Annotated in this window: 23 protein-coding genes; 11 read left to right on the top strand and 12 right to left on the bottom strand. The window is 60.9% G+C overall.

The genetic code is table 11. From position 1 onward, the window contains the following. Positions 1–37: 37 nt before the first annotated feature. Positions 38–244 carry a hypothetical protein gene (locus M8997_RS07190; protein WP_250020305.1) on the top strand — a complete coding sequence of 69 codons (207 nt, stop codon included), beginning with the start codon at positions 38–40 and terminating at the stop codon, positions 242–244. Here the strand turns inward: M8997_RS07190 and M8997_RS07185 are convergent. Both M8997_RS07185 and M8997_RS07180 read right to left on the bottom strand, forming a co-directional pair. Beyond that, complete coding sequence (locus M8997_RS07185; RefSeq protein ID WP_250020304.1) at positions 241–429, bottom strand: hypothetical protein; 189 nt, start codon at positions 427–429, stop codon at positions 241–243. The two genes, M8997_RS07190 and M8997_RS07185, sit on opposite strands and share 4 nt — an antisense overlap. Before the next feature lie 80 nt (positions 430–509). Further along, on the bottom strand, positions 510–851 hold the full coding sequence (locus M8997_RS07180) for a helix-turn-helix transcriptional regulator (protein WP_250020314.1): 342 nt from the start codon (positions 849–851) through the stop codon (positions 510–512). A 118-nt stretch (positions 852–969) separates the two neighbouring features. Between M8997_RS07180 and M8997_RS07175 the strand changes: the two genes are divergently transcribed. Next, entirely contained in the window at positions 970–2142 is a 1173-nt protein-coding gene (locus M8997_RS07175; protein WP_250020303.1) for an MFS transporter, read from the top strand. 233 nt (positions 2143–2375) lie between these two features. After that, positions 2376–2558 (top strand): hypothetical protein, encoded by a 183-nt coding sequence (locus tag M8997_RS07170; RefSeq protein ID WP_250020302.1) that lies wholly within the window; start codon positions 2376–2378, stop codon positions 2556–2558. 32 nt (positions 2559–2590) lie between these two features. Here the strand turns inward: M8997_RS07170 and M8997_RS07165 are convergent, their stop codons facing one another. Then, a complete protein-coding gene (locus tag M8997_RS07165) occupies positions 2591–2992 on the bottom strand; it encodes a RidA family protein (protein ID WP_250020301.1) in 402 nt (133 codons plus the stop codon). A gap of 112 nt (positions 2993–3104) precedes the next feature. After that, entirely contained in the window at positions 3105–4343 is a 1239-nt protein-coding gene (gene aztD / locus M8997_RS07160) for a zinc metallochaperone AztD (protein ID WP_250020300.1), read from the bottom strand. Between the two features lie 292 nt (positions 4344–4635). On the opposite strand from aztD, the gene M8997_RS07155 reads away from it, so the two are divergent. Next, on the top strand, positions 4636–5109 hold the full coding sequence (locus M8997_RS07155) for a VOC family protein (protein ID WP_250020313.1): 474 nt from the start codon (positions 4636–4638) through the stop codon (positions 5107–5109). A 3-nt stretch (positions 5110–5112) separates the two neighbouring features. On the opposite strand, the gene M8997_RS07150 is transcribed toward M8997_RS07155, so the two are convergent. The 6 genes from M8997_RS07150 to M8997_RS07125 form a co-directional block, all read right to left on the bottom strand. Beyond that, positions 5113–6504: an aspartate ammonia-lyase gene (locus tag M8997_RS07150; RefSeq protein WP_250020299.1), complete on the bottom strand. Its 1392-nt coding sequence runs from the start codon at positions 6502–6504 to the stop codon at positions 5113–5115. A gap of 11 nt (positions 6505–6515) precedes the next feature. After that, positions 6516–7892: a M20/M25/M40 family metallo-hydrolase gene (locus M8997_RS07145; RefSeq protein ID WP_250020298.1), complete on the bottom strand. Its 1377-nt coding sequence runs from the start codon at positions 7890–7892 to the stop codon at positions 6516–6518. A gap of 45 nt (positions 7893–7937) precedes the next feature. Continuing rightward, on the bottom strand, positions 7938–8714 hold the full coding sequence (locus M8997_RS07140) for an amino acid ABC transporter ATP-binding protein (RefSeq protein WP_250020297.1): 777 nt from the start codon (positions 8712–8714) through the stop codon (positions 7938–7940). Beyond that, positions 8714–9637, bottom strand: coding sequence for an ABC transporter permease subunit (locus tag M8997_RS07135; RefSeq protein ID WP_250020296.1), 924 nt, complete (start codon positions 9635–9637; stop codon positions 8714–8716). Before M8997_RS07135 ends, M8997_RS07140 begins: the two co-directional genes overlap by 1 nt. Position 9638: 1 nt before the next feature. Beyond that, positions 9639–10544 (bottom strand): ABC transporter substrate-binding protein, encoded by a 906-nt coding sequence (locus M8997_RS07130; protein ID WP_250020295.1) that lies wholly within the window; start codon positions 10542–10544, stop codon positions 9639–9641. 76 nt (positions 10545–10620) lie between these two features. Beyond that, complete coding sequence (locus tag M8997_RS07125) at positions 10621–11817, bottom strand: PLP-dependent aspartate aminotransferase family protein (protein ID WP_250020294.1); 1197 nt, start codon at positions 11815–11817, stop codon at positions 10621–10623. A gap of 102 nt (positions 11818–11919) precedes the next feature. On the opposite strand from M8997_RS07125, the gene M8997_RS07120 reads away from it, so the two are divergent. After that, a complete protein-coding gene (locus M8997_RS07120; RefSeq protein WP_250020293.1) occupies positions 11920–12804 on the top strand; it encodes a LysR substrate-binding domain-containing protein in 885 nt (294 codons plus the stop codon). A 107-nt stretch (positions 12805–12911) separates the two neighbouring features. Here the strand turns inward: M8997_RS07120 and M8997_RS07115 are convergent, their stop codons facing one another. Together M8997_RS07115 and M8997_RS07110 are read right to left on the bottom strand one after the other, a co-directional pair. Beyond that, positions 12912–13355 carry an SRPBCC family protein gene (locus tag M8997_RS07115; protein WP_250020292.1) on the bottom strand — a complete coding sequence of 148 codons (444 nt, stop codon included), beginning with the start codon at positions 13353–13355 and terminating at the stop codon, positions 12912–12914. Between the two features lie 218 nt (positions 13356–13573). After that, complete coding sequence (locus M8997_RS07110) at positions 13574–13744, bottom strand: hypothetical protein (protein WP_250020291.1); 171 nt, start codon at positions 13742–13744, stop codon at positions 13574–13576. A 697-nt stretch (positions 13745–14441) separates the two neighbouring features. Between M8997_RS07110 and M8997_RS07105 the strand changes: the two genes are divergently transcribed. From M8997_RS07105 to fhuB, 6 genes are all read left to right on the top strand, one after another. Continuing rightward, complete coding sequence (locus tag M8997_RS07105) at positions 14442–19043, top strand: autotransporter domain-containing protein (RefSeq protein WP_252597193.1); 4602 nt, start codon at positions 14442–14444, stop codon at positions 19041–19043. A 330-nt stretch (positions 19044–19373) separates the two neighbouring features. Beyond that, the gene (locus tag M8997_RS07100; protein WP_252597192.1) at positions 19374–19880 is read left to right on the top strand and encodes an RNA polymerase sigma factor; all 507 of its coding nucleotides are present in this window, start codon (positions 19374–19376) and stop codon (positions 19878–19880) included. 77 nt (positions 19881–19957) lie between these two features. Next, complete coding sequence (locus tag M8997_RS07095; RefSeq protein WP_250019229.1) at positions 19958–20932, top strand: FecR domain-containing protein; 975 nt, start codon at positions 19958–19960, stop codon at positions 20930–20932. Positions 20933–21081: 149 nt separating this feature from the next. Beyond that, entirely contained in the window at positions 21082–23511 is a 2430-nt protein-coding gene (locus M8997_RS07090; RefSeq protein ID WP_250019228.1) for a TonB-dependent siderophore receptor, read from the top strand. Beyond that, positions 23505–24410, top strand: a complete 906-nt coding sequence (locus tag M8997_RS07085; protein ID WP_250019227.1) for an ABC transporter substrate-binding protein — start codon at positions 23505–23507, stop codon at positions 24408–24410. The genes M8997_RS07090 and M8997_RS07085 overlap by 7 nt, the downstream gene beginning before the upstream one ends. Beyond that, a complete protein-coding gene (fhuB, locus tag M8997_RS07080) occupies positions 24407–26419 on the top strand; it encodes a Fe(3+)-hydroxamate ABC transporter permease FhuB (protein WP_250019226.1) in 2013 nt (670 codons plus the stop codon). The genes M8997_RS07085 and fhuB overlap by 4 nt, the downstream gene beginning before the upstream one ends. Positions 26420–26436: the final 17 nt, after the last annotated feature.

Here is a 26436-nt window from a genome sequence, read left to right as displayed (position 1 = left end):
CGGGCCCCGGAGCGGCCCGGCGAGCGGAGTTGAAACGATGAGCAACATGGCAATTCAGACGTGGCGGCCGGCGGCGAAGGAAAGCTGGTGGCAGCGCATTCGCGGCCGTTTCGGCAAGGGCAGCACGGCCATCATTCGCGCCGAGGAACTATCGGATCACATGTTGCGCGACCTCGGCCTGCTCGACGGCCGCGACAGGAAGGGCGACGAGCGGAGCAGCCATGTGGATGGCGCGCGGTTCTAGGAGTCGAAATCGGTCTCGAGGCGCTTTTCCAGCGCCACGAGATCGTCGGGCAGGGGCATGCCCATCGCCTTCAGCTCGTTCAGCTGCTCGCGCAGTCTTTCGTGAATCTCATGCGCATCCGCTGGCCGGGAGACCATGTCCTCCATCAGAAGTGCGATCCTGGCTTTGATGTCTTCGAAGGCCATGCCTGTTCTCCCATTGATGCAACGGCGCTGCATCCGACCATGCTAGACCAAATTTTGTTTATTTAAAGCCGCATCCGGCTTCAGGCGTCGACTTCCTCGTCGGCGGCGGGCGCCGCGGAGAGCACCGAGGCCAGAAACCCCGGAAAACGCGCCTCCAGGTCGCCGCGGCGCAGGCTGAGCAGGCGCTTGGTGCCGTCGGGACGAACATTGATGATGCCGGCCTCGCGCAGCTTGGCGATATGGTAGCTCAGTGCCGTCTTCGAGCCGAGATTGAGGAAATAGCTGCATGTCACGTTGCGCTCGCTCTCGCCATGGCGGGAGAGGATCGAGACGATGGCGAGCCGCGTTTCGTCGCCAAGGGCGCCAAGCACGGCGGGCAATGTGATGTCTTCCTTCGAGGGGTGATGAAGCACATTGGTCATGCCCAATGAATAGCAATTGGCAGGAGAGTTTTCAATGTTCAATATTCGTTGAACTTTCCCTTGACAGACGATGCTGCGGTCGTAATAGTTCAACATTCATTGAACATCGAGGCGCAGCATGGATATTCGGCTCATCGGATTGGCACTGGGGACTTTTGCCATCGGCATCGAGGGCTTCGTCGTCGCCAGCCTTCTGCCGCAGATCGCCGGCGATACGGGCGTCACGCTCGTCCAGGCCGGCTATCTGGTCGTGACCTATGCCTTTGCCTATGCCATCGGTGCGCCGATCGTCGCGGCGATCACCGGGTCGCTCGACCGGCGCAGCATATTGGCCGGCAGCGCGCTGGTTTTCGTCGCGGGCTCGCTACTGGCCGCCATCTCTCCGAATTATATCCTGCTCATGGCGGCACGGCTGCTGATCGCCGTCGTCGCGGGGCTTTACGCCGCCACCGCCCAGGCGACCGCCGTCGCCATATCGGAGCCGCATCACCGCGGACGGGCGATTTCGGCCATCGTCGCCGGCACCACGCTCGCCGTCGCCTTCGGCGCGCCGCTCGGCGCTTTCATCAGCGGCCTTGCCGGCTGGCGCGGCACCTATCTGTTCATCGCGCTCGTCGGCATGCTGGCAAGCCTCATCGTCTGGTGGGTGCTGCCGGCCGGCCTGCGCGCCGACAGGCTGAGCCTGAAGCAGAGGCTTGCGGTGATCCGGCATCCGGGGCTGCTGCCGGCACTCCTGACCATGCTGCTCTATATGACCGGGGCTTTCGCGGTCTATACCTATATCGCCGCCATCGCGCTGGACGGTGTCGGCCTTGGCCGCGAACTCCTGCCGGTCATCCTCCTCGCCTTCGGCGTCGGCGCGGCGCTCGGCAATTTCCTCGGCGGCCAGCTTGCCGATCGTTTCGGCGCGACGCGCACGGTCGTCCTCTCATCCGTACTGAGCACGCTGACGCTGGCGGCGGTCAGCTGGATCATGGCGTTGCCGCAGGATATTGCCGGTCCGGTACTGATTGCCCATATGGTGCTGTGGGGCGTCATCGCCTGGATGTTCGCCCCGGCGCAGGCGAGCCGCATCCTCTCCATCGCGCCGGAAAGCGCTCCGCTCGCGCTGTCGCTCAACTATTCGGCGCTCTATCTCGGCGTCGCCATAGGCTCGATGATCGGCGGTGTGGTCATTGCCGAGTTCGGCCTGCAGCAATTGGGATGGATCGGAGCGATCTTCCCCGTCCTTGGCCTTGCCGTCATGCGGCTTGCCCGCACCACGCGACCGCGCGATCTGTCGCTCGCCTGACGCGCGCCCCGTTCATTCGGGCAGCTTCTTCGGCAGCCATTTCCAGACGACGAGGCCGACGAGCAGCCGAAGCGCGCAGCTCGTTGGTGCAACCCGCTGTCCGGGCGGGACGGACATGATCCTTTAGGCTTACTTGTGTTCACGAACAGTTGATCGTAAGCTGAGACGAATGTCGACCATCGGTCGTCAAGGCGACCTTCAGACGTCCGACCAACCCGGTGTTCAGGCAAGCAATGATCGAATTGGCCGCCATAAAACTGTTCATTCCGCTGCGCTGCGAGGAATGCGGCTATTGTCACGATACGATTCCGCTGGAAGATGCGCATGATTCCCCCGTTCACTGCCGGGAATGCGGCGCCTTCATGTGCGCGTGGGAGGATCTGGAACAGCGCCGCCTCGCCCGCACCGGCAGCTGAACACGGCTGCCGCGCGCGGGCCCGGCATGTCCTCAGGCCAGGATGGCGGTGACGCGGATTTCCACGCGCATCTGCGGCAGTCCCAGCGCCTCGACGCCGAGCTGCGTCCAGATGGGCGCATGATCCGGCATATATTGCCGGTAGAACTTGACCATCGCGGCGTTGACCTCGGGCGGGAAGCCGCCGACATGGTAGGAATTGACGTGGACGACGTCCTTCCAGCTCGCCCCGGCCGTCGCCAGCGTCCGCTCGAGATTGCGGAATGCCTGGGCGATCTCCTCCTCCAGTGCCTCGGGAATGTTGAAATCGTCGTCCCAGCCGCCCTGGCCCGACGTTTCGACGCGATTGCCGATCTTTACCGCCTGCGAATAATGCAATTCCTTGCGTAGATAGTCGCCATAGCCGGGGGTGACGAAGAATTCAGGTTTTTCCATGGGATTTCCTCTTGAGCGATGGACCGGCAGCGCATGGCCGGGCACATTTCCGCAGGCCCTATGTGGTGTCGCCCGCTGAAACTGCAATGCGCCGCGGCACATGCGCGGGACATCAATGCGATGCGCCGGAACCACCGACGGCGACGATCGAGAAGGGCTGGCCCTCGACGGCGATGCTGCGCACTTCCTTCAGGCTTTCCGCATCGACGATCCGGACCAGCGAATGGCGCGGATCGGTAATGGCGATATGTCCGTCAGCCGCAGCCAGCCGCGGTCGCGGATCGCGCCAATGGCCGTCCTTGCTATAGGGTTCGGTAACCCGCGCCTTGCGGACTATCTCGCCCTTGACCACGTCCAGCACATGCAGGTCGCCATCTTCCGTCAATATATAGGCGTTGCGCGGCGCCGCGGGATCGAGCAGGAAATCGACCCGCCGCGTCGGCAGTTCGACCAGCCGGAAATGCCGGTCGCTGTCCGGATCGATGAGAACGAGCTTGTCCTCGCCGTAATTGCCGAGGAAGAACTGCAGCGTCTTGCCGCCGAGCAGCGTGCCGGTATGGCCCTTCGGAAGCTCGGCGGGGTAGGGCAGCATCTCCAGCCTGGGACCGTTGGCACCGCCGCCCGGCCGGGCGACCAGCACGCCCTCCTTGCAGCCAAAGGCGACGAGCCGCGCCGATGTGGCCTCGCCATGCAGGTCGGTGCATTGTGCCGTCTCGCCGACCTGCTCGCCCTTGTCGTCGACGACGCGCAGGCCGATGCGCGGCGGCAGCGTGTCCGGCTTGGTCTCCACCTCGGTGTCCGGCGCCGAGACGAGGACGAAGCGCCCCATCGTCACCGCGACGCCATGATGCGGCTTGATGGTGCTGACGCTGCGCTTCTCGACCTTCCCGTCGAGAATGGCCGCTTCCTCGACGATTTCGGCCTTGTCGGCGTGATCGTAGAACAGGGCCAGCTGGCCGTCATGCGGCACGACATGGCCGGGGCGCTTGCCTTCGAAGGTGACGGGCAGCAGCGCCGGATCGGAAATTTCGAGGTCGCGATGCTCGCCATGATCGGTGAAATCGATGCCGGTCCTGATGGCGTGGATGATGTCGGCCTCGGTCTGCGCGGCATAGACCGTCCGGCCCGAAGCGCTCACCGTCAGGGCGGCATAGGCCTTGATGTCATAGCGGCCGAGCTCCTTGCCGCTCTCGAAGTCGATGGCGCGCACGACCGGGCTGGTGTGATCGGCGACGAAAAGGCGCCAGGCTTCCCGGGTGGCGTGATCGTCCTCGGCAAAAGCGCCGGGCGCAAAGGCGAGGCTCGCCGCGACGGCAGCCAGCAAACGGTTTCGGGCGAGAGACAGTTGCATCTGGTGTCCTTCCTTCAAGTTTCATCGCCGGCGAGCGCGACCCGCCCGCCGGTATGGATCGTTATAGTATTACGTCTGTTTAAACGTAATAACATTACTGATGCGCCCGGTGTCAATGCCGAATTGCCGGGGTGGTGGATTTGCCTGTGGAGGGGAGCGGTTGCAGATTGGCGGGCTGCACGAACGTTGCTGCGTGTTCGACAGGCTGAGGCTGAGGGGGACGCGACAAGGAGGTTGATCGCGCACGGCACTCTGGGCAGTATGGTGCCAGCAGGGAGGAACGGCGATGGCAATTGCAAAAAACACGATTTGCGTATGGTACGACAAGGAGGCGGAGGAGGCGGCGCGCTTCTACGCCGAGACTTTCCCGGACAGCGCGGTGACGGGGGTTCACCACGCTCCCACGGACTATCCGTCGGGCAAGAAGGGCGACGTGCTGACGGTGGAGTTCACCGTCGCGGGCATCCCCTGCCTCGGCCTCAATGGCGGCCCGGCATTCAAGCATAATCAGGCATTCTCGTTCCAGATCGCCACCGACGACCAGGAGGAGACGGACCGCTACTGGAATGCCATCGTCGACAATGGCGGGACTGCCAATGTGTGCGGCTGGTGCCAGGACAAATGGGGCATCTCGTGGCAGATCACCCCGCGCGTGCTGACCGAGGCGATGTTTGCCGGCGGCGACGAGGCGAGGCGCGCCTTCGAGGCAATGATGAAGATGGGCAAGATCGACGTCGCCGCCATCGAGGCGGCGCGTCGCGGCTGAGGCTCAAGGCTCCAGTTCGACGCTGGCGCGGATGGTGTCGAGGATTTCGGCCCTGGACAGGAGGTTTTTCTCCACCGCCAGTTCGACGAAGGGCCGTTTCTGCGCTTGCGCTTCCTTCACCAGCCTGGAAACTTCGGCATAGCCGAGCTTGCCGGCGAAGAAGGTTGCGATCGCCGGGGATTGCATGAGGTTCCGACTGGTTTGCTCGCGGTCCGGCTCGATGCCCGCCACGCAGCGTTCGGTGAATATGCGGATGGCGCGAAGCATGAGGTCGAGCGAGTCGAAGATGCGGGAGGCGATGGCCGGCTCGAAATGGTTGATCTCGAGCTGTCCCTGCAGGCAGGCCAGCGAAACCGTCATGTCGTTGCCGATCACCGCGATGGCGACCTGCTGCATCATCATCGGCAGGACGGGATTGACCTTGCCGGGCATGATCGACGAACCCGCCTGAACCGGCGGCAGCATCAATTCGCCAATGCCGCTTTCGGGGTCCGACGCCAGGATGGCGAGATCGGAGGCGATCTTGCCGAGAACCTCGGCGCAGACCCGTAAATCCGCCGAAATGCGCGAGAAAACGTCGGCATTCTGCATGGCGTCGAACATGTTCCCCGCCGGCTGGACCTCCTCGCCGACGATGGCCCGAAGACGCTCATAGACGCGGGCGCGGTAAGCCGGAACCGCCCCGAGGCCGGTGCCTATGGCGGTGCCGCCCAGCGGCAGAACAAGCAATTGACGCCGGGTTTCCGCCAGCCTGTCGGCCTGCCGGCGGATGCCGGCCGCATAGCCGCCGAATGCCTGGCCGAGCAGCATCGGCTGGCCCGCCTGCAGGCAGGTGCGGCCGACCCGCAGCACGTCCGGGAAGGTCTCGGCGCGCTCGGCGAAGGCGTCGGCGAGACCGCCCAGTACTTGCAGCAGATCGTGGCTTTTGTCGAAGATCGCCAGTTTCAGCGCCGATGGAACGACGTCGTTCGTCGATTGCCCGGCATTGACATGATCGTTGGGGTGGAGGCGGGAATAGGTCCCCGGCGCCTCGCCCATGAGTTGCAGGGCCCGGTTCGCCAGCACCTCGTTCATGTTCATGTTGATCGAGGTGCCGCCGGAACCTTCGAGCAGGTCGATGACGAAATGCCCGGCGTGTTCGCCGCGCTCCACCTCGATGGCAGCCGCCGCGATCGCATCCGCCAGCGGCCGGGGGATGACGCCCAGATCGCGATTGGCCTGCGCAGCGGCGCGCTTGATCTGCGCCAGCGCCTTGACCAGCTGGGGGATGTGGCGCAGCTTCACGGCGGAGATGTCGAAATTCTCCAGTCCGCGCAGCGTGGCAATGCCGTAGAGAGCGTCCGACGCCACCTGCCGCGTGCCCAGGCTGTCGGTCTCGGTTCTGGTCGCGGTCATCGGCGGTCGTCTCAATTTCCGCTCAGCTTCGCCAAGATGCGCACCCAGCTGCGGATGCCCTTGCGCAGCCGCTCCACATCATAGCGCTCATTGGGCGCGTGGATCGCATCATCGGCGAGGATGAAACCGGTGACGATGCAATCCACGCCGAGCCGGTCCGTCAGGAGTTCGACCAGCGGAATGGTTCCTCCCGTTCCCTTGAGGAGCGGCGGCAGGTTCCATTCCGTTTCGAGCGCGGCTGCGGTGGCGGCGACATAGGCACTGGCGTCGTTCACCGACACGGCGGCGGTTCCGCCACTGCCTTCGAATTCGGCGCGGCAACCTGCGGGTAGCCTCGCTTCGACGAAGCTGCGGAACGCGGCGCGGATCTGCTCCGGGCGCTGCCGGCCGACGAGGCGGAACGATAGCCGCGCCGTGGCCGATCCGGGCAGGACCGAGCGCTCGCCCGGGCCCGTATTGCCGGCAACGAGGCCGTTGAAGTCGATGCCGGGGCGGCCCCACATCAGCTCTATCGTGCCCAAACCGCCTTCATCGGGCCCGCCCGCGATCGAAACGCCCGCCAGCGCTTCCTCGACATCGAGCGCCTGCCATTGCTGCCGCAGTGTCGACGGCACGGCCTCGACGCCTTCGTAGAAACCGTCAATGGTCACGCGCCCTTCATCGTCATGGATCGCGGCGAGGACCCTCGCCAGCACCCGCACCGGATTGACCGCGACATTGCCGAAATGGCCCGAATGGAGATCGCCGTTCGGCGCATGGATCGTGAGCTTCTCATGCACCAGGCCCTTCAGGCGCGTGGTGATCGCCGGTCTCGTCGCGGACCACATGTCGCTGTCGCAAATGAAGGCGACGTCGCAGCTGAGTTCGTCGCGATAGGCCTCTATGAAGTCCGGCAGGCTGGGCGAGCCCGTCTCCTCCTCGCCTTCGAAGAGGAGGGTGGCATCGATGGGCAGGTCGCCCACGGTTTTCCTCCATGCCCGAAACGCCTCGACGACGGACCAGACCTGGCTCTTGCTGTCCGAAGCGCCGCGCGCATAGATGCGCTGCAGGCCGTCCTCGTCCCGGATATCGGCCTCGAATGGCGGCGTGTCCCAGGCGTCGAGCGGTTCGGCGGGCTGGACATCGTAATGGCCGTAGAACAGCACTCGCGGACCGCTGCCCGAACCCATGCGCGCCATGACCAGCGGATGGCCGGCCGTGGCGATGACCCGGACGTCGGTGCAAAGCTCGCCGAGCTCCGATTTCAGCCAGTCGGCGCAGGCGATAATGCCGGGCTTGCCGTCAGGCTGGCTGGAGACCGATGGAAAGGCCAGGAACTGCCGCAGCTTTTCGACCGAACCCGGCAGATTGGCATCCACATGGCCAAGAATTGCATCAAGTTCGCTCATGGCGTCTCCATCGGGATTGGTATGGCGTTCAGGCAAAGTCAGCTCCTAGAAGACCTTGGAGAGGAATGCCCGGGTACGGGCCTCGCCCGGGTTCGAGAGCACCTCCTGCGGCCTGCCGCTTTCGACGATGGCGCCATTGTCCATGAACACCAGATGGTCGGCGACCTCGCGGGCGAAGCCGATTTCATGGGTGACCAGCATCATGGTCATCCCGGCGCGGGCGAGATCCTTGATGACGTCGAGAACTTCGCCCACGAGTTCCGGATCGAGCGCCGATGTAGGCTCGTCGAACAGCATGACTTCCGGGTCCATCGCCAGGGCGCGGGCAATGGCGACGCGCTGCTGCTGGCCGCCGGAAAGCTGGTTCGGATAGCGGTTGCCGAGCCCGCCGAGGCCGACGCGCTCCAGCAGTGCGTTGCCCTCTTCCTTCGCCAGCTTGCTCGGCCGTCCCTTGACGTGCACCGGTCCCTCGGTGACGTTCTGCAGCGCCGTCATGTGCGGAAACAGGTTGAAGCGCTGGAACACCATGCCGGTGCGGCGGCGCTGTTCGGCGATCTGGCGCGCCGAGAGCTGGTGCAGCCTGCCATCGATCTCCCTGTAACCCTGAAGCTCGCCATTGAGGCTTATCCGGCCGGCGGAGACGATCTCAAGCTGGTTTATGCAGCGCAGCAGGGTGGATTTTCCCGATCCCGACGGACCGATGGCGACGCAGACCTCGCCCTTGCCGATGGTCAGGTCGACGCCGCACAGGGCGTGGAAGTCGCCATAGAACTTGTGCACGGCCTGGAGCTCGACCGTGGGTTTCAACGGGATGCCATGCATCAGCGCGGCCCTCCCTTGACGGCGATGACATCATGGCCGCGCCCGAAATGACGTTCGAGATAATACTGGCCGACCATGAGCAGCGAGGTTATCGCCAGATACCACGTTGCGGCGACCAGCAGCAGCGGCACGGGCAGGTATGTGCGGTTGGCTATGGCATTGGTGGCGAACATGAGGTCGAGCGTGAAGGGCACGGCGAGCACCAGCGAGGTCATTTTCAACATGCCGATGGTCTCGTTGCCGGTCGGCGGGATGATCGTCCGCATGGCCTGGGGGATCAGGATGCGCCGCCAGATCTTGGCCTGCGACATGCCGATGGCCTGCGCCGCCTCCGTCTGGCCGCGATCGATGGCGCGGAAGCCGGCGCGGAATATCTCCGCCAGATAGGCGCTTTCGTTGAAGCTCAGGCCGACGATGGCGGCGACTGCCGGGGTTACGATCAGGCGGCTGTCGATGCTGAACAGTTCCGGGCCGAACGGCACGGCGAGCGAGATGCGCGGAAACAGCACGGCGAACAGGCCCCAGAATGCGAGCTGCGTATAGACCGGCGTGCCGCGGAAGAACCAGACCCAGAACCAGGCGACGCCGCCAAGGATGGGATTGCCGCTGTCGCGCATGATCACCAAGGCGAGCGCGAGCGGAATGGCGATCGCCATCGCGATGACGGTCAGCAGCAATGTCCATCCGACGCCGCGCAGGACGAATGGCGAGAACAGGTGCTCCGCATAGGTAGCCCAATGGAAATTGGGATTGGTGGCGACGCCATGCGCCGCCTGGATGCAGATGACGAGGATGAGCGCCACCGCCACCCAGCGTCCCGGATGCCGCCTCGGCACCACCTCGTTGCGGACGAAATCCTGCGGCTTCCCGCCCTTGTCCAGTTGTCCGCCCTTGCCCGCCAGTTCGATGCTGGTCTCGCTCACATCAATGCTCCGATGCAGGATTGATATGGGCCTTGTCGACGGCAACGGCGCGCATGCCCCAGGCATCGAGGATCGCCGTATAGGTTCCATCCTCGATCAGCACGTTGAGCGTGTCGGCGATGAGCTTGGCGAGTTCCGTATCCTTCTTGGCAAAGGCCAGGCCATTGAGGCCCCTGACATTGAGCGCCGCGCCGACCGGCCGCACGGTTTCCAGCGTTCCCTTGGAGATGAAGGCGGCATAGAGCGCCGTCGCGCTGCCGGTTACGGTCGCAGCCGCACCGCCGGTGGCGACGCGGGTAACGGCCTCGGTCTGGGTCTTGAACGGCAGCAGGACGAGCTTGGCCTTGCCGGCATCCGTGCATTCCTTGTCGACGATGCCGAGGCGCTCCTCGTGGCGGCTGCCGCTCTGCACGGCGATCTGCCGGCCGCATATGTCGTTCGGGTCGAAACCGGTCGGATTGCCCGCCTTGATGATCCATTCATTGCCGGTCTCGGCATAGGAGACGAAATCGACGACCTTCTTGCGTTCTTCCGTGATCGAGAAGGCGGAGAGGCCGAGATCGTAATTGGTGCCGAGCGATGGCAGGATCGTGGTGAACTGCGCCGTCCGCGATTCATATTTGAGCCCGAGCTTGGCGGCGATCGCCTTGCCGATGTCGATGTCGATCCCTTCCGGCGTCTGGCCGTCTTCGCCCGCCAGATATTCCCACGGCGCATAGTCATTGTCCGACCCGCCGACGAGCACGCCCGCCTTGCGGATGTCCTCGGGCACCCGCGCGGCGAGTTCCTCGCTGATCTTTACGCCGGAAGTATCATAGCCGAGGGCCACGGCCTGGCCGGCAGGGCCGGTGGCGGCCATGAAGGCAGCCAGAGATGTCGCTTTTATCCAATTGCTGATGTTGCGCATGTTCGTTCCCCTTTGTTATCCGTCGCCCGTTCCCGCGGGCGATCGCCGATATGCTCAATGCCCGGCCCGCAAGCCGTCATGCCACCTCCGCCTTCGCCGTGCTGGTCGCAGCCGGTTCGAGGGCCTTAAAAAACCGTTCCAGATCGGCCAGTATGTCGGCCGGATGTTCGAGCCCGACGCTGAGCCGCAGCAGATGATCCGGCCCCGTCCATGGCCGCGCGGTGCGCAGGCTCCTGATCGAGGTCGGCGCGATCAGGCTCTTCGTGCCGCCCCAGGAGGCGCCGATGGAGATCAGCTCAAGCGCATCCAGCGCTTTTCCGGCGCCGGCGCTCACGGAACCGACGAGCGAGAATGTCAGCACGCCGCAGGAGCCGGCGAAATCGCGCTTCCAGATGTCATGGCCGGGGCTGCCGGGGACGGCTGGAAACAACACTTCTTCCACCAGCGGATGCTGCACCAGCCAGTCGACGATCGTGCCGGCCGAGCCTGCCGCCCGGTTGAGGCGCACGGGCAGGGTTTCGATGCCGCGCAGCACCAGCGCGCAATCGTCCGGCGATACGCCGATGCCGATGCGGCCGAACGCTGCCTTGAGCTTGTAGCCCAGCGCTTCGTCGGCGACGGTCACCGACCCCATGAGAATATCCGAATGGCCGCTGAAATGCTTGCTGAGCGCTTCGACGACGATATCCGCGCCATGGTCGAGCGGCCTGAAGTTCAACGGCGTCGCCCAGGTATTGTCGCAACCGACCAGGATGTCTTTTCCTCGCGCCAGAGCCACGATGGCCGGCAAATCCTGCACCTCCATGGTGACGGAGCCCGGCGATTCCACCCAGATCATGCGCGTCCGCTCGTCGACAAGCGCTGCAAGCGCACCGAGATCGCAGGGATCGTAGAAAACAGCCTCGATGCCGAGAGCGGCGAGCTCGTGCCGGGCGAAATCGCGCACCGGCCCATAGGCCGTGTCGGGGATCAGCACCCTGTCGCCGGAATGGAGCAGCGCCAGGAAGGTGCTGGTGATGGCCGCCTGTCCCGATGGCGCCAGCACGGTGCGCACGCCGCCTTCGAGCTCGGTGATCTTGTATTCGAGATAGCGGTGGGTGGGCGTGCCGTAGAGCCCGTAGACATAGCTGTCCGCATCCCGTTCGAAGCGCGCCGTGAAGGAAGCCGCATCGGGATAACGGATCGTGGAAGCCCGGTAGACCGGCACCGTCAGGCTGTCATAACCCTCAAGGCTGACCTCCGCCCGGCTGACATATTTGGTTTCGTCCCGCATTCTTTCGCATCTCCAGAAGGTGACGCATGTTGACATGCGGGCGGCAATTCAGTCCAATACTAAGATAGCGCCAATCTATTCCATTCAGTTATAGGTGCCGCCATGGATGTCAGACAGATCGAGACCTATCAGGCGGTCATGACCTATGGCACCACGTCGCGCGCGGCGGAAGCGCTCGGCATGTCCCAGCCGGCGGTGAGCAAGGCGATCATGACGCTGGAGCGCTCGATAGGGTTCAAGCTCTTCGACCGGGAAAAGGGCCGCATGACGCCCTCGGCGGAGGGGCAGCTGTTTTTCCGCGAGGTCCAGATGTCGCTGGCCGGTCTCGCCAAGCTCAGGAGCGCCGCGGCGAGGATTCGCGATTATGGCTCGGGCGATATCCGCATCGCCTGCCTCTCGGCCTTCAGCACCAATCTCGTCCCCGGCGCCATCGCCCGCTTCCGCAGGAAACATCCCGGCATCGCCGTTTCCCTCGCGGTGAGCGGATCGTCGATCATCCGCGACATGGTCGCCGCCAATCAGCTCGACATCGCCGTCACCGCCGACGAGATCGATACCAGCGGCGTCGAGGCCGAGCCATTCGCGACGATCGCGGCGGTCCTCGCCATGCCGGCCGGGCACCCGCTTGCCGCAAGGCAGGTCATTACCCCGGCCGACCTCGACCGGCTGCCCTTTGTTGCGCTTGCGCCGGAGGATACGACGCGGCACGAGGCCGAGGCGATTTTCCTCGCCCATGGCGTCGCGCCGCAGATCGTCGTCGAGACGGCCTATTCCTCGACCATCTGCGCGCTGGTGCTCGCCGGCGTCGGTTGCGGCATCGTCGATCCGGTCACGGCGACCGGATATCTGGAGCGCGGCCTTGTATTGCGCCCGATGCGCCCCTCGGTCAGCTTCCGCACGCTGATGCTGTTCCCGACGCAGAAGCGATCGCGGATCGTGCTCGACATGGCGGATGCCTTGCGCGCGGAGCAGGCCACGCTGCAATGAACTTGCGAATCCCGGACGGGAAATTCGGCCGGGCAATTCAGGCAGGGCTATGGCCGGGCGAACCTATGCCCGCCCGGGCGCTTCTCCTGCCCACCCGTTTCATCGGCCTATTCGTTGATCTCCGGTTCGACGAGCCGGGCGAGGTTGCGCAGCGATTCCTGCCAGCCGAGGTAGCAGGCTTCCGCCGGAATGACATCCGGCACGCCTTCCTGGGTGATGTTCACATCCGTTCCGACCGAGACCTTCTTCAGGAGCACGGTCACCTGTATCTCGCCCGGCAGGTTCGGATCGTCGAACCTGTCCGTATAGCGCAGGCGCTCGCCCGGGACGAGTTCGAGGAATTCGCCGCCGAACGAATGGCTGTTGCCGGTGGTGAAATTGCGGAACGACATCTTGAACGCGCCGCCGACGCTGGCCTCGAAACTGTGGACGGTGCAGGTGAAACCGTGCGGCGGCAGCCATTTGGCCAGCGCATCGGCTTCGGTGAAGGCCCGGTAGAGCTTGTCGGGGCTGGTCGCAAAGACGCGGTGCAGGCGTATCGTGCTTGGCATGGTCATTGTCCTTCTGTCTCGTGCTGTCGATAAGCCAAGGACGGGCGGGGATTCTGATTTCCGACAATGCCGGGCGATTTTTTTACATGATTGAGCAGCAGGCCCCACCGAATCACCGCCCCACCGAATCACCGCCCTGCGAATCCCTACCTCCCTCATGCCGATCTCTACCTCCCTCATGCCGAGCCCACCCCCCTCATGCTGAGCCCACACCCCCCTCATGCTGAGCCTGTCGAAGCACGCGGTACATTATTGCAATCCTTTTTTCCCATCGAGTTCACCTGGTGCAGGATTTTTCGAGCGTGGGTTGAAATGTCGCAGCCGTCATGAATCGGATCGCGCAACGGCAATTTTCCGGCCCGGCAGTGCTCGATGGCGAGATGCAGCAACCTCAACTATCCTCCGCATAGCACAAAGAATAATTGCATATTGTTGCTTGAATATATTGCAAAGTTCTGGTTTGCAGCAAGAAGCGGGCGCCGGAACTATTGCGGCTCGACACCTGAAATCCGGCGCACTTCGGAGTCGCCACCCGCTGACGTCATTCAGCAACACCGGTCCGAATGCGCCCACGGCAGCGGTACAATCCTGCATCTCCGCCGGATTCTTTTCCACAATGCTACGAACGTCGAAGAGACAAGCGCTTTTTCATCGCGTAGAAGCGAACCATATTGCCAATATACCTATTGCGGGGGGAATCCGACCACCATTGCGGTCACGATGCCCTCTGGCTGCCCATAAGCCGGATCTCGATGTTTGAACTTCGGCCCTTAGTTTTAGAACCGGAGAACTGTTTTTTACTTCACCAATAATGCCAGGTGCGCCCGAATATTCTGCGTCCCAGAATATTGGTGCCCCGGAATAATGACGGCGCCAAAACATTGGCGCCAATGAATGAATCCCTGCCTCATTTGAGCAAGACGCTGCGGACATCCGGGTCGGATGCCTCCGGCCGCAGGTAAGGAATGCCGGACTCCGCTTTGGCGCGGTCCATCTACGGGAAAACCAGCGCCGACGGCCGCGATTCAGGCAGCAGGATGCGCATGTCTGATGAAAATATTCTCTGCGATTTCAAGGGATGAATTGATGTCTTCGAAAGTTGTATTGCCGCATTCCAATATTGTTTCGCGTTCTGCCCGCCGCCGCCTGATGGCTTTGCTGCGCCGTGCCTGCCTTATGCTTGGCCCGCGCCGCAAAAGACTTGGCCTTGGTCTCGCTGCCGGCCGCTGTTTGCTTGCCGCAACGCTGCTCGTTGCAGCGCCGGTCATTGTCATGCCTGTCGATATGGCATTGGCGCAGACCAAGTATACGTTTGAGTTTGAATATATGTGGGCGCGGGCGTTGGAAGCACAGTGGATAAAGAGGGAGAGAATAGCCAGAATCCAAGCCTATACCACGCAGCAGCTGCTGGATAAGACGCCTGCCGAATATGCCGAGCTGGAATCAGATCTAACCCAGGCCCAGAAGAGCGACTACGTGGCTGCCAAGAAGAGGATCGCCGACCAGAAGATTATCGATGATCTGGCGGCGGCCAGGAAGATTATCGATGATCGGGCGGCCGCCAGAAGGGCTACAATCCAGGCCTATACCACGCGGCAGTTGCTGGATAAGACGAATGCCGAATATGCCGAGCTGGCGCCAGATCTAACCCAGGCCCAGAAGAGCGACTACGTGGCCGCCAAGAAAAAGATCGCCGACCAGAAGATTATCGATGATCTGGCGGCCGCCAAAAGGGCTACAATCCAAGCCTATACCACGCAGCAGCTGCTGGATATGTCGGCCACTGACTATATGGCCATCAGGGCGGATCTGAGCGCTCAGCAGAAGACAAGCTTGGCCGCTGTTCGGGCTGATGAGATCGACGCGGCTGGACGCTTGAAATCCTGGCTGTCCGATAAGGTCAACAATGTATGGACCAAGAAGGTGGAACTCGATGCCACGGGCCTCCCAACTACCAGATTTACCGATTACCGCGATGGTGGCTATCAGAAGCGGGAGGATCTCGATTCCAAAGGGGACAGGATCGCAGAATGGACCACGCTGATAGACGGCTATTACGCCCAGAAAGACACCTTTGTGGACGGCGTCCGGTCTAGCTTTGAATTGCTGCGCAAAGGATTGGTGACGGCTCGGTATTCAAAAATGGTCGGTGGCGAGTGGACCGAAATAGAAATCTACACAAATAAGGTGCTGACCAAGATCACGACACGCGTCAACGGCAAGGATGTGATCGAGTTCACCGACTTTGTCGACGGCAAACCCAAATCCGTGGTGTTCAGGACGGATGATGGTACGTTTATCGCCGAGGGCAGGCGTGATGCCAATGGTGCCTGGACCGACAAATGGATCGACGAAAAGGGCAATCCGCTGCCGGACTCGGTCCGTCCATTGCTGGCCGGCCTTGCTCCCACGGCACAACCTTCCGAACGGGCGGCGTTGAGCGCGTTCCTCGCTGCGGCGATCCCGGCCGAAGCTGCCTTGGAAGCTGCCTTGAAAGCCGCCAAGCTCGAACTGCGCAAGGCGTTCGATGCCTACAAGACGGGGGACGATGCCGGCCTTGATGGGCTCAGGACGGCCCGCGATAAGTTGAAAGAACAGGTCGACAATCGATCGAAGCATTGGAAGAAGCTTGTCGGCATAGCGACAGACAAGGGCGCGTCGGAGGTTGCCGTTTCGGCAATCATGAAGGAAGGCGAGCGGCCGGATACCGAGCGCGATGTTCTGCTGGCAGGTGCCGACAATTCTCTCACGCTGGGCGAAGAGGTCGTCAAGACGCTCGAAGCGGCCAAGGATTCGGCCGAGGCTGCGGTCGTTGCGGCAAAGGCGATAAACGAGCCAGGCGCCGGCAAGCGTGATATCGCCGCCCTTGAGGCGCAGGTGAAGACATTCACCGACGCGAAGACGACGGCGGACACGGCTCGGAAGGCATACAGCGAGGCCATGACCGCTGCCGGCAAGACCAAGGACGCCGTCAAGGCGGCATTGGGAAAGCTGTCCGGGCCGGATGCGACGGCGGACACTGCCCTCGAGGGTCTCAAAACGACGATTGCCGACAGGAAGCTGGCGGAAGAAGGCACGCCGGCGGCGATCGCCGCACTGTCGGACGCCACACGCGAGCGGGTCAATCCGTATCTGACGCCGGAGAAGCTTGCTGACGTCAAGAAGGTGGAAGATATCCAGAAGCTGGACGTGAAGGTTATCGCTGCCGGCACGCAGGACCAGATCGATGCCCAGAAGCCCTATCTAAGCACGGCGCAACTTGAGGCACTTCCCGCTGCCCAGGAGGCGCACAAGCTTGAGCTGCAACTCGCAGACGACAAGAAGCTGGCGGAAGGCACGCCGGCGGCGATCGCCGCACTGTCGGACGACACACGCGAGCGGGTCAAGCTGCATCTGACGGCGGAGAAGCTTGCTGACGTCAAGAAGGTGGAAGAGGACCAGGCGAAGACGGTGGAGCAACTCGTTGCAATGTCGAAGGACGAGCGCGATGCGATCCAGGTCAATCTGACGGATGCGCAGAAGACGGCGGAACAGGAAAAGACCGACGCGATCAGGGCGATGTCGCCTGCCGATCTTGCCCGCCAGTCCGAAGCGACGCTGGCGATCTACAAGCGGCATTTGACGCAGGAGCAGACGGACGCTCTTCCGGCGGCGCGCCAATTGCTTGCAGACGACAAGAAGCTGGCGGAAGGCACGCCGGCGGCGATCGCCGCACTGTCGGACGACACACGCGAGCGGGTCAAGGCGGAACTTGCCCAGGACAACAAGGACAAGCTCGCCGAAGTCGAAAAGGCGGAAGAAATCCAGAAGCTGACGACGGCGGAACTATTGGCGAAAACGGCTGAGGCTCTGGCGGCTGTGCAGCATTACCTGACGCCCAAGCAGATCGAGGATCTCACCGTCGCCGTCGAAGCTGCTATCATGGCAGCGAATCCGACGGACGTCGCGACCGACGGGGAAAACCCCGATGCCGAGCGTGGCGTCCTGGTGCCGCAGCCGACGCCTGTGATCGAGGAGGAGGTGACGATCGATGACGGCATAGTCCTGCTCGACAGACGCATGGGCAATGCGGTGATCAAGGATGGCGGCGTGCTTAGCGGTGCCGGCACGGTTGCCTCGCTTGCGGCGCAAGCGGGCGGCGCGGTTTCGCCGGGCCATGGCATTGGTACGATGCATGTCGAGCGCGATGCGACTTTCGACAAGGGCAGCCTGCTGGATATCGAGGTCGGGAAGGCGGGCGCCGATCAGCTCGCGGTCAAGGGCGATCTCAATCTCCTCGGCGGCGTTGTCACGCTGCGGCTCGAAGATGCGTCGCAAGCCTTGACGCCACAGGAAACCGTGGCGCTGATCGGCCAGAGCCACAAGATCGTCACCTTCGAGGGCAAGCGCTCCGGCACGTTCGACAAGGCCGAGCCTGGCTATGTCTTCATCGGAGCCACGCTCGCCTATAATCCGCATGACATCACGGCCACATTGGAGCGCAACGGCACAAGCTTCAGCACCCATGGCCGCACCGGCAACCAGCGGGCGATGCTCGACGGCATCGAATCGCTCGGCTTCGGCAATGAACTGCATGATGCCATCGTCGTGTCGAAGGACAGCGCCGCGCCATCGGCGATCGCAGCACCCCTCGTTGCAGATATCCAGGCCAATGTGAAAAGTGCGCTGATCAGCGGCAGCCGTTTCATCGCCGATGCGGCAAGTGCGCGGGTGCGGGCGGCTTTCGACGGCGTGGTAATCAAGCCGCAGCAGTCCGAAGCAGCGGGAAATGGCGCGGCGCAACGACTGGCGTTCGGACCGGAGACGGGCAAGCCCGAGGGCAGCGCGGCATTCGATCTGATGAACACGGGTTCGCTGCCGGATGCGACCACCATGGCGCTATGGGGGCAGGCCTATGGCAACTGGTCCCATGTGACCGGCGATGGCAATGCGGCGGGCTATAGCGGCAGCACCGGCGGTTTCGTCACCGGCTTCGACGGCGTCGTCGCCGACAGCTGGCGGCTCGGTATCCTTGCCGCCCATGGCGATACGTCGCTGCAGAGCGCCGGCAACAAGGCTTCGATCGACAGCTATCAGGTCGGCATCTATGGCGGAACGCAGTTCGATGCACTCGGCCTTCGCTTCGGCGCCAATATCGCCCGGCATGAAATCGACAGCAAACGCAACGCCCGTTTTGGCGAGGCGAGCAATACGCATCGTGCCTCCTACGATGCGCAGAGCGTGCAATTGTTCGGCGAAGTGGGTTACCGGATCGACCGGCCCTATGCCACGTTCGAACCATTTGCAGCGGCGAGCTACGTGCATCTGCGGTCGAGCGGCTTCACCGAAGATGGCGCGATCAGCAACTTGACCGGAATGGCAGGCTCGACCGACGTGGAAACGACGGTCCTGGGGCTGCGGGTCTCGCATGATTTCGCCATCAGTAAGAGCATGACGCTGACGGCCCGCGGCATGGTGGGCTGGAGCCACACATTCGGCGACACGACGCCGGAACAGCGCCTGTCCTTCAGAGGTGGACGGGAGTTCACGGCTCAGGGCGTGGCGACCGCGCGCAACATCGCACTGGTCGAAGCCGGTATCGACGTCAATATCGGCAGGAACACCAGCGTGGGCATTTCCTATACCGGGCAATTCTCGCCGGATGCCAAGGACAACTCCATCAAGGCGGATCTGTCGGTGCAATTCTAGCGTCCATGACGATCGGCTGGCGGGTGCAGATCCGCCAGCGGAGCTTGAGCGACGCGCGCCAGGGTCGTCGTATGGTGGGTTGCGCCGCTGCAGCACGCATTTGCTTCGAAGCTGCGTATTGGTGTTTCCGGCCGTCCTGTGTCGCCCAACTGCGGCGCCAATTATTCCATTGCATAAAGTTGACATTCTTATACAAGAATTAATCGCGGGCGTGAGGGTGAACGTCCGACCTTAGAATTTGTCTAATTATTTGTGATTGCTAGGAATTTTTTTAACGTCTTTTCAATGGAAGGTTTTCCAGGGGGAGCCACATGCGTGTAGCTGAGATCAATGAATAGTCGCGTGGGGGACATCGAGAGACTTTACAATGATGAGCATTTGCGGCTCGAACGCCAGATTCGACACAAGGTCGGATGTGCGGCGACCGCCCGTGATCTCGTACAGGATATCTTCCTGCGAATCTGGGGCCGGGCGATCGAATGTACCGGTAATCAATCGGCCTTTCTCAACCGCTGTGCGCGCAACGCTGCCATAGATCACCTCCGCGCAGAAAAGGCGCGTGCGCGTTTTCTGGAAGGCATACTTCCTGAACAATATGCAGGAGTCCAGTCAACTCCGTTGGACGAAATGGTTGTGCGGGACAGCATCCGGACAATCGATCAAACATTGGCGGCGCTGCCCACCAGGACCAGACATATCTTCCTGCTCAATCGCATACACGGTCGCAGTTTCGTGGACATCGCCGGCGCTTTCGATATCTCCGAACGTGCCGTTGCCAAGCATATGTCCCGTGCCGTTTCCGCATGCGAGATGGCGCTAGCCGACAATATGGTATGAGAGTGGGTTCCTATTGTCCGAAAGACGGTTCATGCGGATCAATGTCTTGCTGGATAAGGTGACCGATCTGAGATTTCATGAAACAATCTGACACTCATATCCGCCGTGAAGCGAGGCAGTGGTTCCTCCGATTGCGTGAAACTGGCAAGGGTGTAGATCACCAGGACTTCCAGCTTTGGCTTCAGGCGAGCGAGGAGCATGAACGTGCGTTTCGCCTGGTCGAGGAAGCATGGAATGCAACAGAGGCACCCGGCGTCCGATTGGCAGAGCAAGAGGCCGCCCAACTCTCTCGGTACCTCCAGGCAATGGACCGCGGAAAAGCACAGCGGCGGGTTTCTAAACGGTTGGGTGGCGCCGCCGCTTTACTGTGTCTCTTGCTGGGGGTCGGTCTCTGGCTTGAACAGCCCAACATTCTGCAAAATCTAACCGCCGATTATAGCTCCGGCAAAGGTGAGCGTCGAAGCATCAATCTGTCCGACGGCTCGGTCGCACTTCTTGATGCTGATAGTGCGCTTGCGGTGCACTACACAACTGATGAGCGGCGCGTTCGCCTCCTGCGGGGTGCTGTCTTTTTCGACGTGAGCCATACCGGTTTGCCGTTCATCGTCGAGACGGATTTCGGTGATATCAGGGTTCTAGGGACGCGTTTTGATGTGCGTTTGCTCGACGATGAGGGGGTCGTTACGCTTGAACGCGGCAAGGTTTTGATAGCATCTGAAAATCCGCAACAACAGCCCATTCTGGAACCGGGGCAGCGGGCTCGCCTCGATCGAAAAGGCGTGGCAGCAGTCGAGAACATCAGTATCGACGATGCTTTGGCTTGGCACAATGGTCGATTTGTTTTCTATCGCGCTCGCCTTTCGGATGTCGTCAAAGAGATAGAACGATACCGTCCCGGAAGGATCGTCATTGTAACGGCCGGCCTGGCCAGTGAACGGGTTACCGGCAGCTTTTCGCTCGGCGATCCCGATGCTGCGCTTCTATCCCTGCAAGCCAGTGTCGGGTTTCAGATCAATACGGTTGCAAACCGGCTGACGATATTGCGACCGTAATAGAAAGCCGTTCATTTACAGCGTTCCACACTCCCCCGGATTTTTTATCTCTTTTGGTTCAGTGGACGGCCATTCCAAACGTGGAGCTTACAAAGACGGTTATGTGCGACTTGCAGCCGTCTTGCCTGGTGAAGCTAAGGGGCGGCTATATGCGCGATACGAAAATAATACAGACACAGGGCTTGTTATCGGTTGCAGTTCTTCTGCTGACGGTCAGTCCGGTTTCAATCTCCGCCGCTCAGCAAGCGCCGGTGACCCAGCAGAGATTCTCATTTCACATCGCCGCCAAACCTGTACCTCAAGGTGTGAACGATATCGGCCGGATCACAGGTCTGTCAGTTGTCTTTCGTGAAAACGCGCCCATTTCAGCATCGGGAAAGCCGCTGAACGGATCAATGACCGCGCAACAGGCCCTGGTGACATTGCTGTCGGGAACCGGTCTGACCTACCGTTTTGCAAACAACAATACCGTGATGGTTTTCAATGCAGGCAAAGTAGCAGGCAATGATGGGGTTGGTGCAGATGGATCCATCGTGCTTGAACCCATCACTATCCAGGGCCGTTCGGAACAATGGGGACGAACCGATGGTTTTGTCGCGGCGAAGAGCGTAAGTGGCACAAAGACTGACACGCCGCTTATCGAAACGCCTCAGTCGGTCACAGTCGTTTCACGGAAAGAAATAGAGACGCGTCAGGCGCAAAGTGTGCCCGAAGTTCTGAGTTACACGCCAGGCGTCGTCGAACCTTTCGGGCGGTCTGGCCAGCGTGACGACATTTATTCGCGTGGATTCGCGGTGAGCCAGTATCTCAATGGCCTGAGGCTGACAGATGGGACCTGGGGCATCAATCAGATCGATCCCTATCTGCTTGAGCGTGTGGAACGAATTGGCGGCCCAGCATCGGTACTCTATGGGCAAGCTTCGCCCGGTGGCGTCATCGAACTCGTCAGCAAGCGGCCAACCGATGAACCCCTGCACGAAGTATCATTGCAAACCGGCAGTTACGGACGTGCACAGGGAACCTTTGACTTCTCAGGTCCGGTGGACAAGGAAGGTCAGTGGTCCTACCGGCTCACAGGGATTGGGCGAGTGACCGATACGCAGATCGACTATACGAGGGATCGGCGCATCGCCATCGCGCCCGCTCTGACATGGGCGCCGGATGCAGACACGACGTTGACGTTTCTTGCCTCCTATCAGAATGATCCTGACCTCGGAAATTATTATACCTTGCCTTCGCAAGGTACTGTGCTGCGCAATCCGCTGGGCCAGATACCAACCAGCTTCTATGGTGGGGATCCAAGCTTCAACGAATATTCGCGTGAGAGTACAAGTATTGGCTATGCGTTGGAACACCGGATCAATCCGAACTGGGTTGTCCGGCAGAATCTGCGATACCGCCATATGAAAGCGGTACTCGGGGCGGTATTTGATTTCGGGTTAGGCGAGGACAACCGTACACTCAAGCGCTACGCGCTGTACGATGAGGACAAGTTGGGGCAGTTCACCGTCGACAACCAGTCGGAGTTCAAATTCGACACAGGCCCGCTTCAGCATACTCTGCTGATGGGTCTGGACTATCAGCGCACCACGCTGGAACAGACTTATGGCTTGAACTTCGGCCTACCCGGTCTGGATATATTCAAGCCGGTATATAATATCGGTATAACGCGACCTGCCATCAGCGGGCACACCGACCAAGTCCGCAGCCAGTTGGGGATTTATGCGCAGGATCAGTTGAAGATCGACAATCTCTCGATCGTTGGCGGTTTGCGCCAGGACTGGATAAGCGGCAAAACAACGAACAAGATCGAAGGGGTCGTTACCGATGATGCGGATGATAACGCACTGACGGGACGCATTGGCGCGGTCTACATGTTCAGCAATGGCCTCGCGCCATATATTAGCTACTCAACCTCATTCCAACCGACCGGAGGTACCGACGCCAACAAAAATGCCTTCAAGCCGACCGAAGGCAAGCAATACGAAGCCGGCGTCAAATATCAGCCGGATGGATACGAGAGTTTCATCACGGCTGCGGTATTCGATCTGAAGCAGACAAATGTCAAGACGACAGATCCAGACAATCCCACCTTCAGCAACCAGATTGGTGAAGTCCATGCAAGGGGTGTGGAACTGTCCGCCGTCGCCAGCGTGTTGGATAATCTCAATGTGCGGGCGAGCTACACCCATATCACCAATGTTGTATCAAGGTCGCTCGATCCCAGCTGGGTTGGCAATGATCTAGTTGGCCTGCCGCGCGACATGGCGTCAATATGGGCCGATTACACTTTTGCGGAGGGCAAGGCATCGGGGCTCAAGCTTGGGTTGGGGATCCGGTACGAAGGCAAGCGAAATGGCAATGAGACGAACACGCTGACCATTCCAGCTTTCACATTGGTGGATGCGGCAATCGGTTATGACTTCGGTATTGCGAATAGCAAGTTGAAGGGGTGGAACGTTGCGCTTAATGCCACCAATCTCTTCGACAAGAAATACGTTGCATCGTGTAATGGCGACACGATTTGTTATTACGGACTGCGTCGCAGTGTTCTGGGTACTATGTCCTATAAATGGTAACATGGCTTGCCGTTTTGAATCGCCGGCGATTTCTCCATGTGTCGGCCGGCCTGCCACTCGGCTGTACTATTGCCACAGCCAAGGCGGTGCCCGGCACGCCAAAGCCTGACCGTATCGCCGTTCTTGACTGGACCCTGGCGGAGATGGCTTTGCAACTTGGTTTGAACACGGTGGCATTGACCGAGACCGATGGCTATCATCAATGGGTTGGTTTGCCGAAACTTCCTGCCAGCACGGTCGAGCTCGGTCTACGCTCGACTCCCAACCTCGAGATGCTCATACAGGTCAAGCCTGATCTCATCCTCTTGAACGAAGGTCAGGCGGGTGCGATACCCGCGCTTGCACTCATTGCGCCCTGTATTTCAGCCGCGATCTATACGTCGAATGGTCAACCTTATGTCAAGGCGCAATCTGAACTTCGACATTTGGGCGCTTTGTTCGGCAGAAGCGAGGCCGCCGAAATAGCAATCAACCTGGCGGAGGCAGCCATTGCTCGGGGTCGCGCTGCGATGCGAGGCTATGCAAGGCCGGTCTATCTCGCCCGCTTCATCGACGAACGCAATGTGATGGTCTTTGGCCGGAACAGCCTATTTCAGGACGTGTTGGATCGCATGGGTGTCATCAATGCGTGGACCGGGAAAACCAATCCATGGGGATATGCCATCGTCGGTATAGACCGGCTGGCCAGCGCAAACGAGGCACATCTTCTCTATCTCGGGCTCAGCGATACTGACCTGATCCAGGTGGAAGCGAAAAGTGCGGTATGGAGGAACCTGCCGTTTGTCCGGCACAATCGCATCAGCGTGTTGCCCGGCATGTGGTTCTTCGGTGCGGTAGCAAGCGCGGAAAAGTTTGCTCATGGTGTCGTCGCCGCCCTGCTCAGCGGCGGTGTTCCATGATCGTCGATCGAATACCGACCGCCCGCCCAAGGCTTATCTATTCAAAGTTGACCGGTAGAGGCGCCCTGTTCTTGTTGGGGGTGTTCGCACTGATGCTGACTATCGGCAACGCAGAGAGAATCATGCCGGGTGGGCGATGGACGGCTGCGATCCTTTCGCCTGACGGCAGTGACATAAACCAGATCATCATCCACCACGGTTTCATCCCCCGCCTCGTTGTTGCAGCCCTCTGCGGCTGGGCACTGGGTCTGGCGGGTTCCATTTTCCAGCATGTCCTACGCAATCGGATAGCTGAGCCGACAACGCTTGGCGTATCTGCCGGCGCGCAACTGGCGCTGGTAATTGCTGCTCTATGGGCTCCGGGAGTGCTGGAATTCAGCCGGGAAATGGTGGCCTTCTGCGGTTCAATGGTCGCTTTGCTGATCGTATTCGCCGTGGCCTGGGACAAAGCATTGTCACCGGACAGGCTGACCCTGGCCGGCCTTTTTGTCTGCTTGTATTTTGGGGCGCTGGGCACCCTTTTCTATCTGCTGGATCAGGAAGCGATCCGTTCGTATTTCATTTGGGGCAGTGGCTCTCTGATTCAGAATGACTGGTCTGGCGCGTTCTATCTTTTGCCTCGAATTGTGGTCGCGTCGGTTCTTGCCATCCTCTTCGCAAGGCCGTTTGGTTTGCTTACGCTCAACGATGACTGCGCGACAAACCTTGGCATGAACGTATTCCTCGGTCGCCTGTCCGCCCTTGCCATAGCAACTGGTATTTCTGCCATTGTCGTGAGTGCGGTAGGTGTGATTGGGTTCATAGGCATGGCAGCTCCGACGCTCGCCCACCTCTCGGGCGCAAGGCGATTTAGCGACGAGATATTTGTATCGCCGATGATAGGCGCCTTGCTCCTCTGGTTTGCGGATCAAGGTGTGCAGGCGCTTGCTCAGGATGGAATGGAAATACCTACGGGCGTTGCCGTTGCATTTCTTGGTGCACCATTGCTGGTGTGGCTGATTGCGAGATCTCGCTCTGCCGAGCCGTTGCCGCAACGGCTAGTCACACCCCGGCGCATGACTCGCCCATCTGTCTGGATAACAGTTATGAGCATTCTGCTTGCCACTGTCGTCTGGTTGAGCCTGCATTTGGGGCAAGGACCACAAGGCCTGCATCTCAGTACGTCGTCCGAACTGGTTCAGCTCTATCCGTTTCGTTTTCCGCGCGTATTGGCATCGTGTTCTGCAGGGGCCATGCTGGCGATTGCGGGGATATTGATGCAGCGACTCACGGGAAACTCCATGGCTTCGCCGGAATTTCTTGGGATTTCATCTGGCGCTTGCTTCGGTGTCATCGTGGTCATTTTCGCAACGTCGACCGTCGATTTGACAAGTCTCATGATCGGCGCTGATGTGGGCGCCTTTCTCGCCTTACTCGTGGCATTGATACTGGCCAGGCGTCATAATTTTTCTCCAAATCGACTGTTGCTGACAGGAATAGGGATTGGAACCGCACTGTCCGCCTTGGTCACTTTGCTGATTGCGAGCGGTGATCCTCGAATGCAAATGCTGCTCGGCTGGATGGCTGGATCAACCTATTATGTCGGTGAGCAACAAGCCAAAGCCGCCTTCGTTTCCTGTATTGTTCTATTGGCCATGGCAGCATCGATGTCGCGCTGGCTTGAGCTTTTGCCACTCGGCGATGCGGTCAGGCGAGCCGTCGGATTGAGCTTGGGCCGAAGTCGTTTGGCTATCGTTCTTGTAGCCGCCTTATTGACGGCCGCCGGCACCCTTGTCGTGGGACCTTTGAGTTTCGTGGGGCTGCTTGGTCCGCATTTGGTTAAACTTAGCGGTATCGGGCGACCGCTTCCGCAGCTATTGGCGGCAGCCGTCACGGGCGCGCTCATTATGACCGTTGCAGATTGGTTGGGCCGCACGTTGATATTTCCCTTCGACATACCTGCGGGGCTATTCGCCACCTTTCTCGGCGGGCCGATTCTGCTGATCCTGATGTGGTGCAGAGGCCGTTGAACAAGTTGGGGGGATCG

Source organism: Phyllobacterium sp. 21LDTY02-6 (assembly GCF_023554255.2).
Lineage (GTDB): Bacteria > Pseudomonadota > Alphaproteobacteria > Rhizobiales > Rhizobiaceae > Phyllobacterium.
Note: the sequence above shows the minus strand (reverse complement) of the source record. Positions and strands in the feature narration are given on the sequence as shown.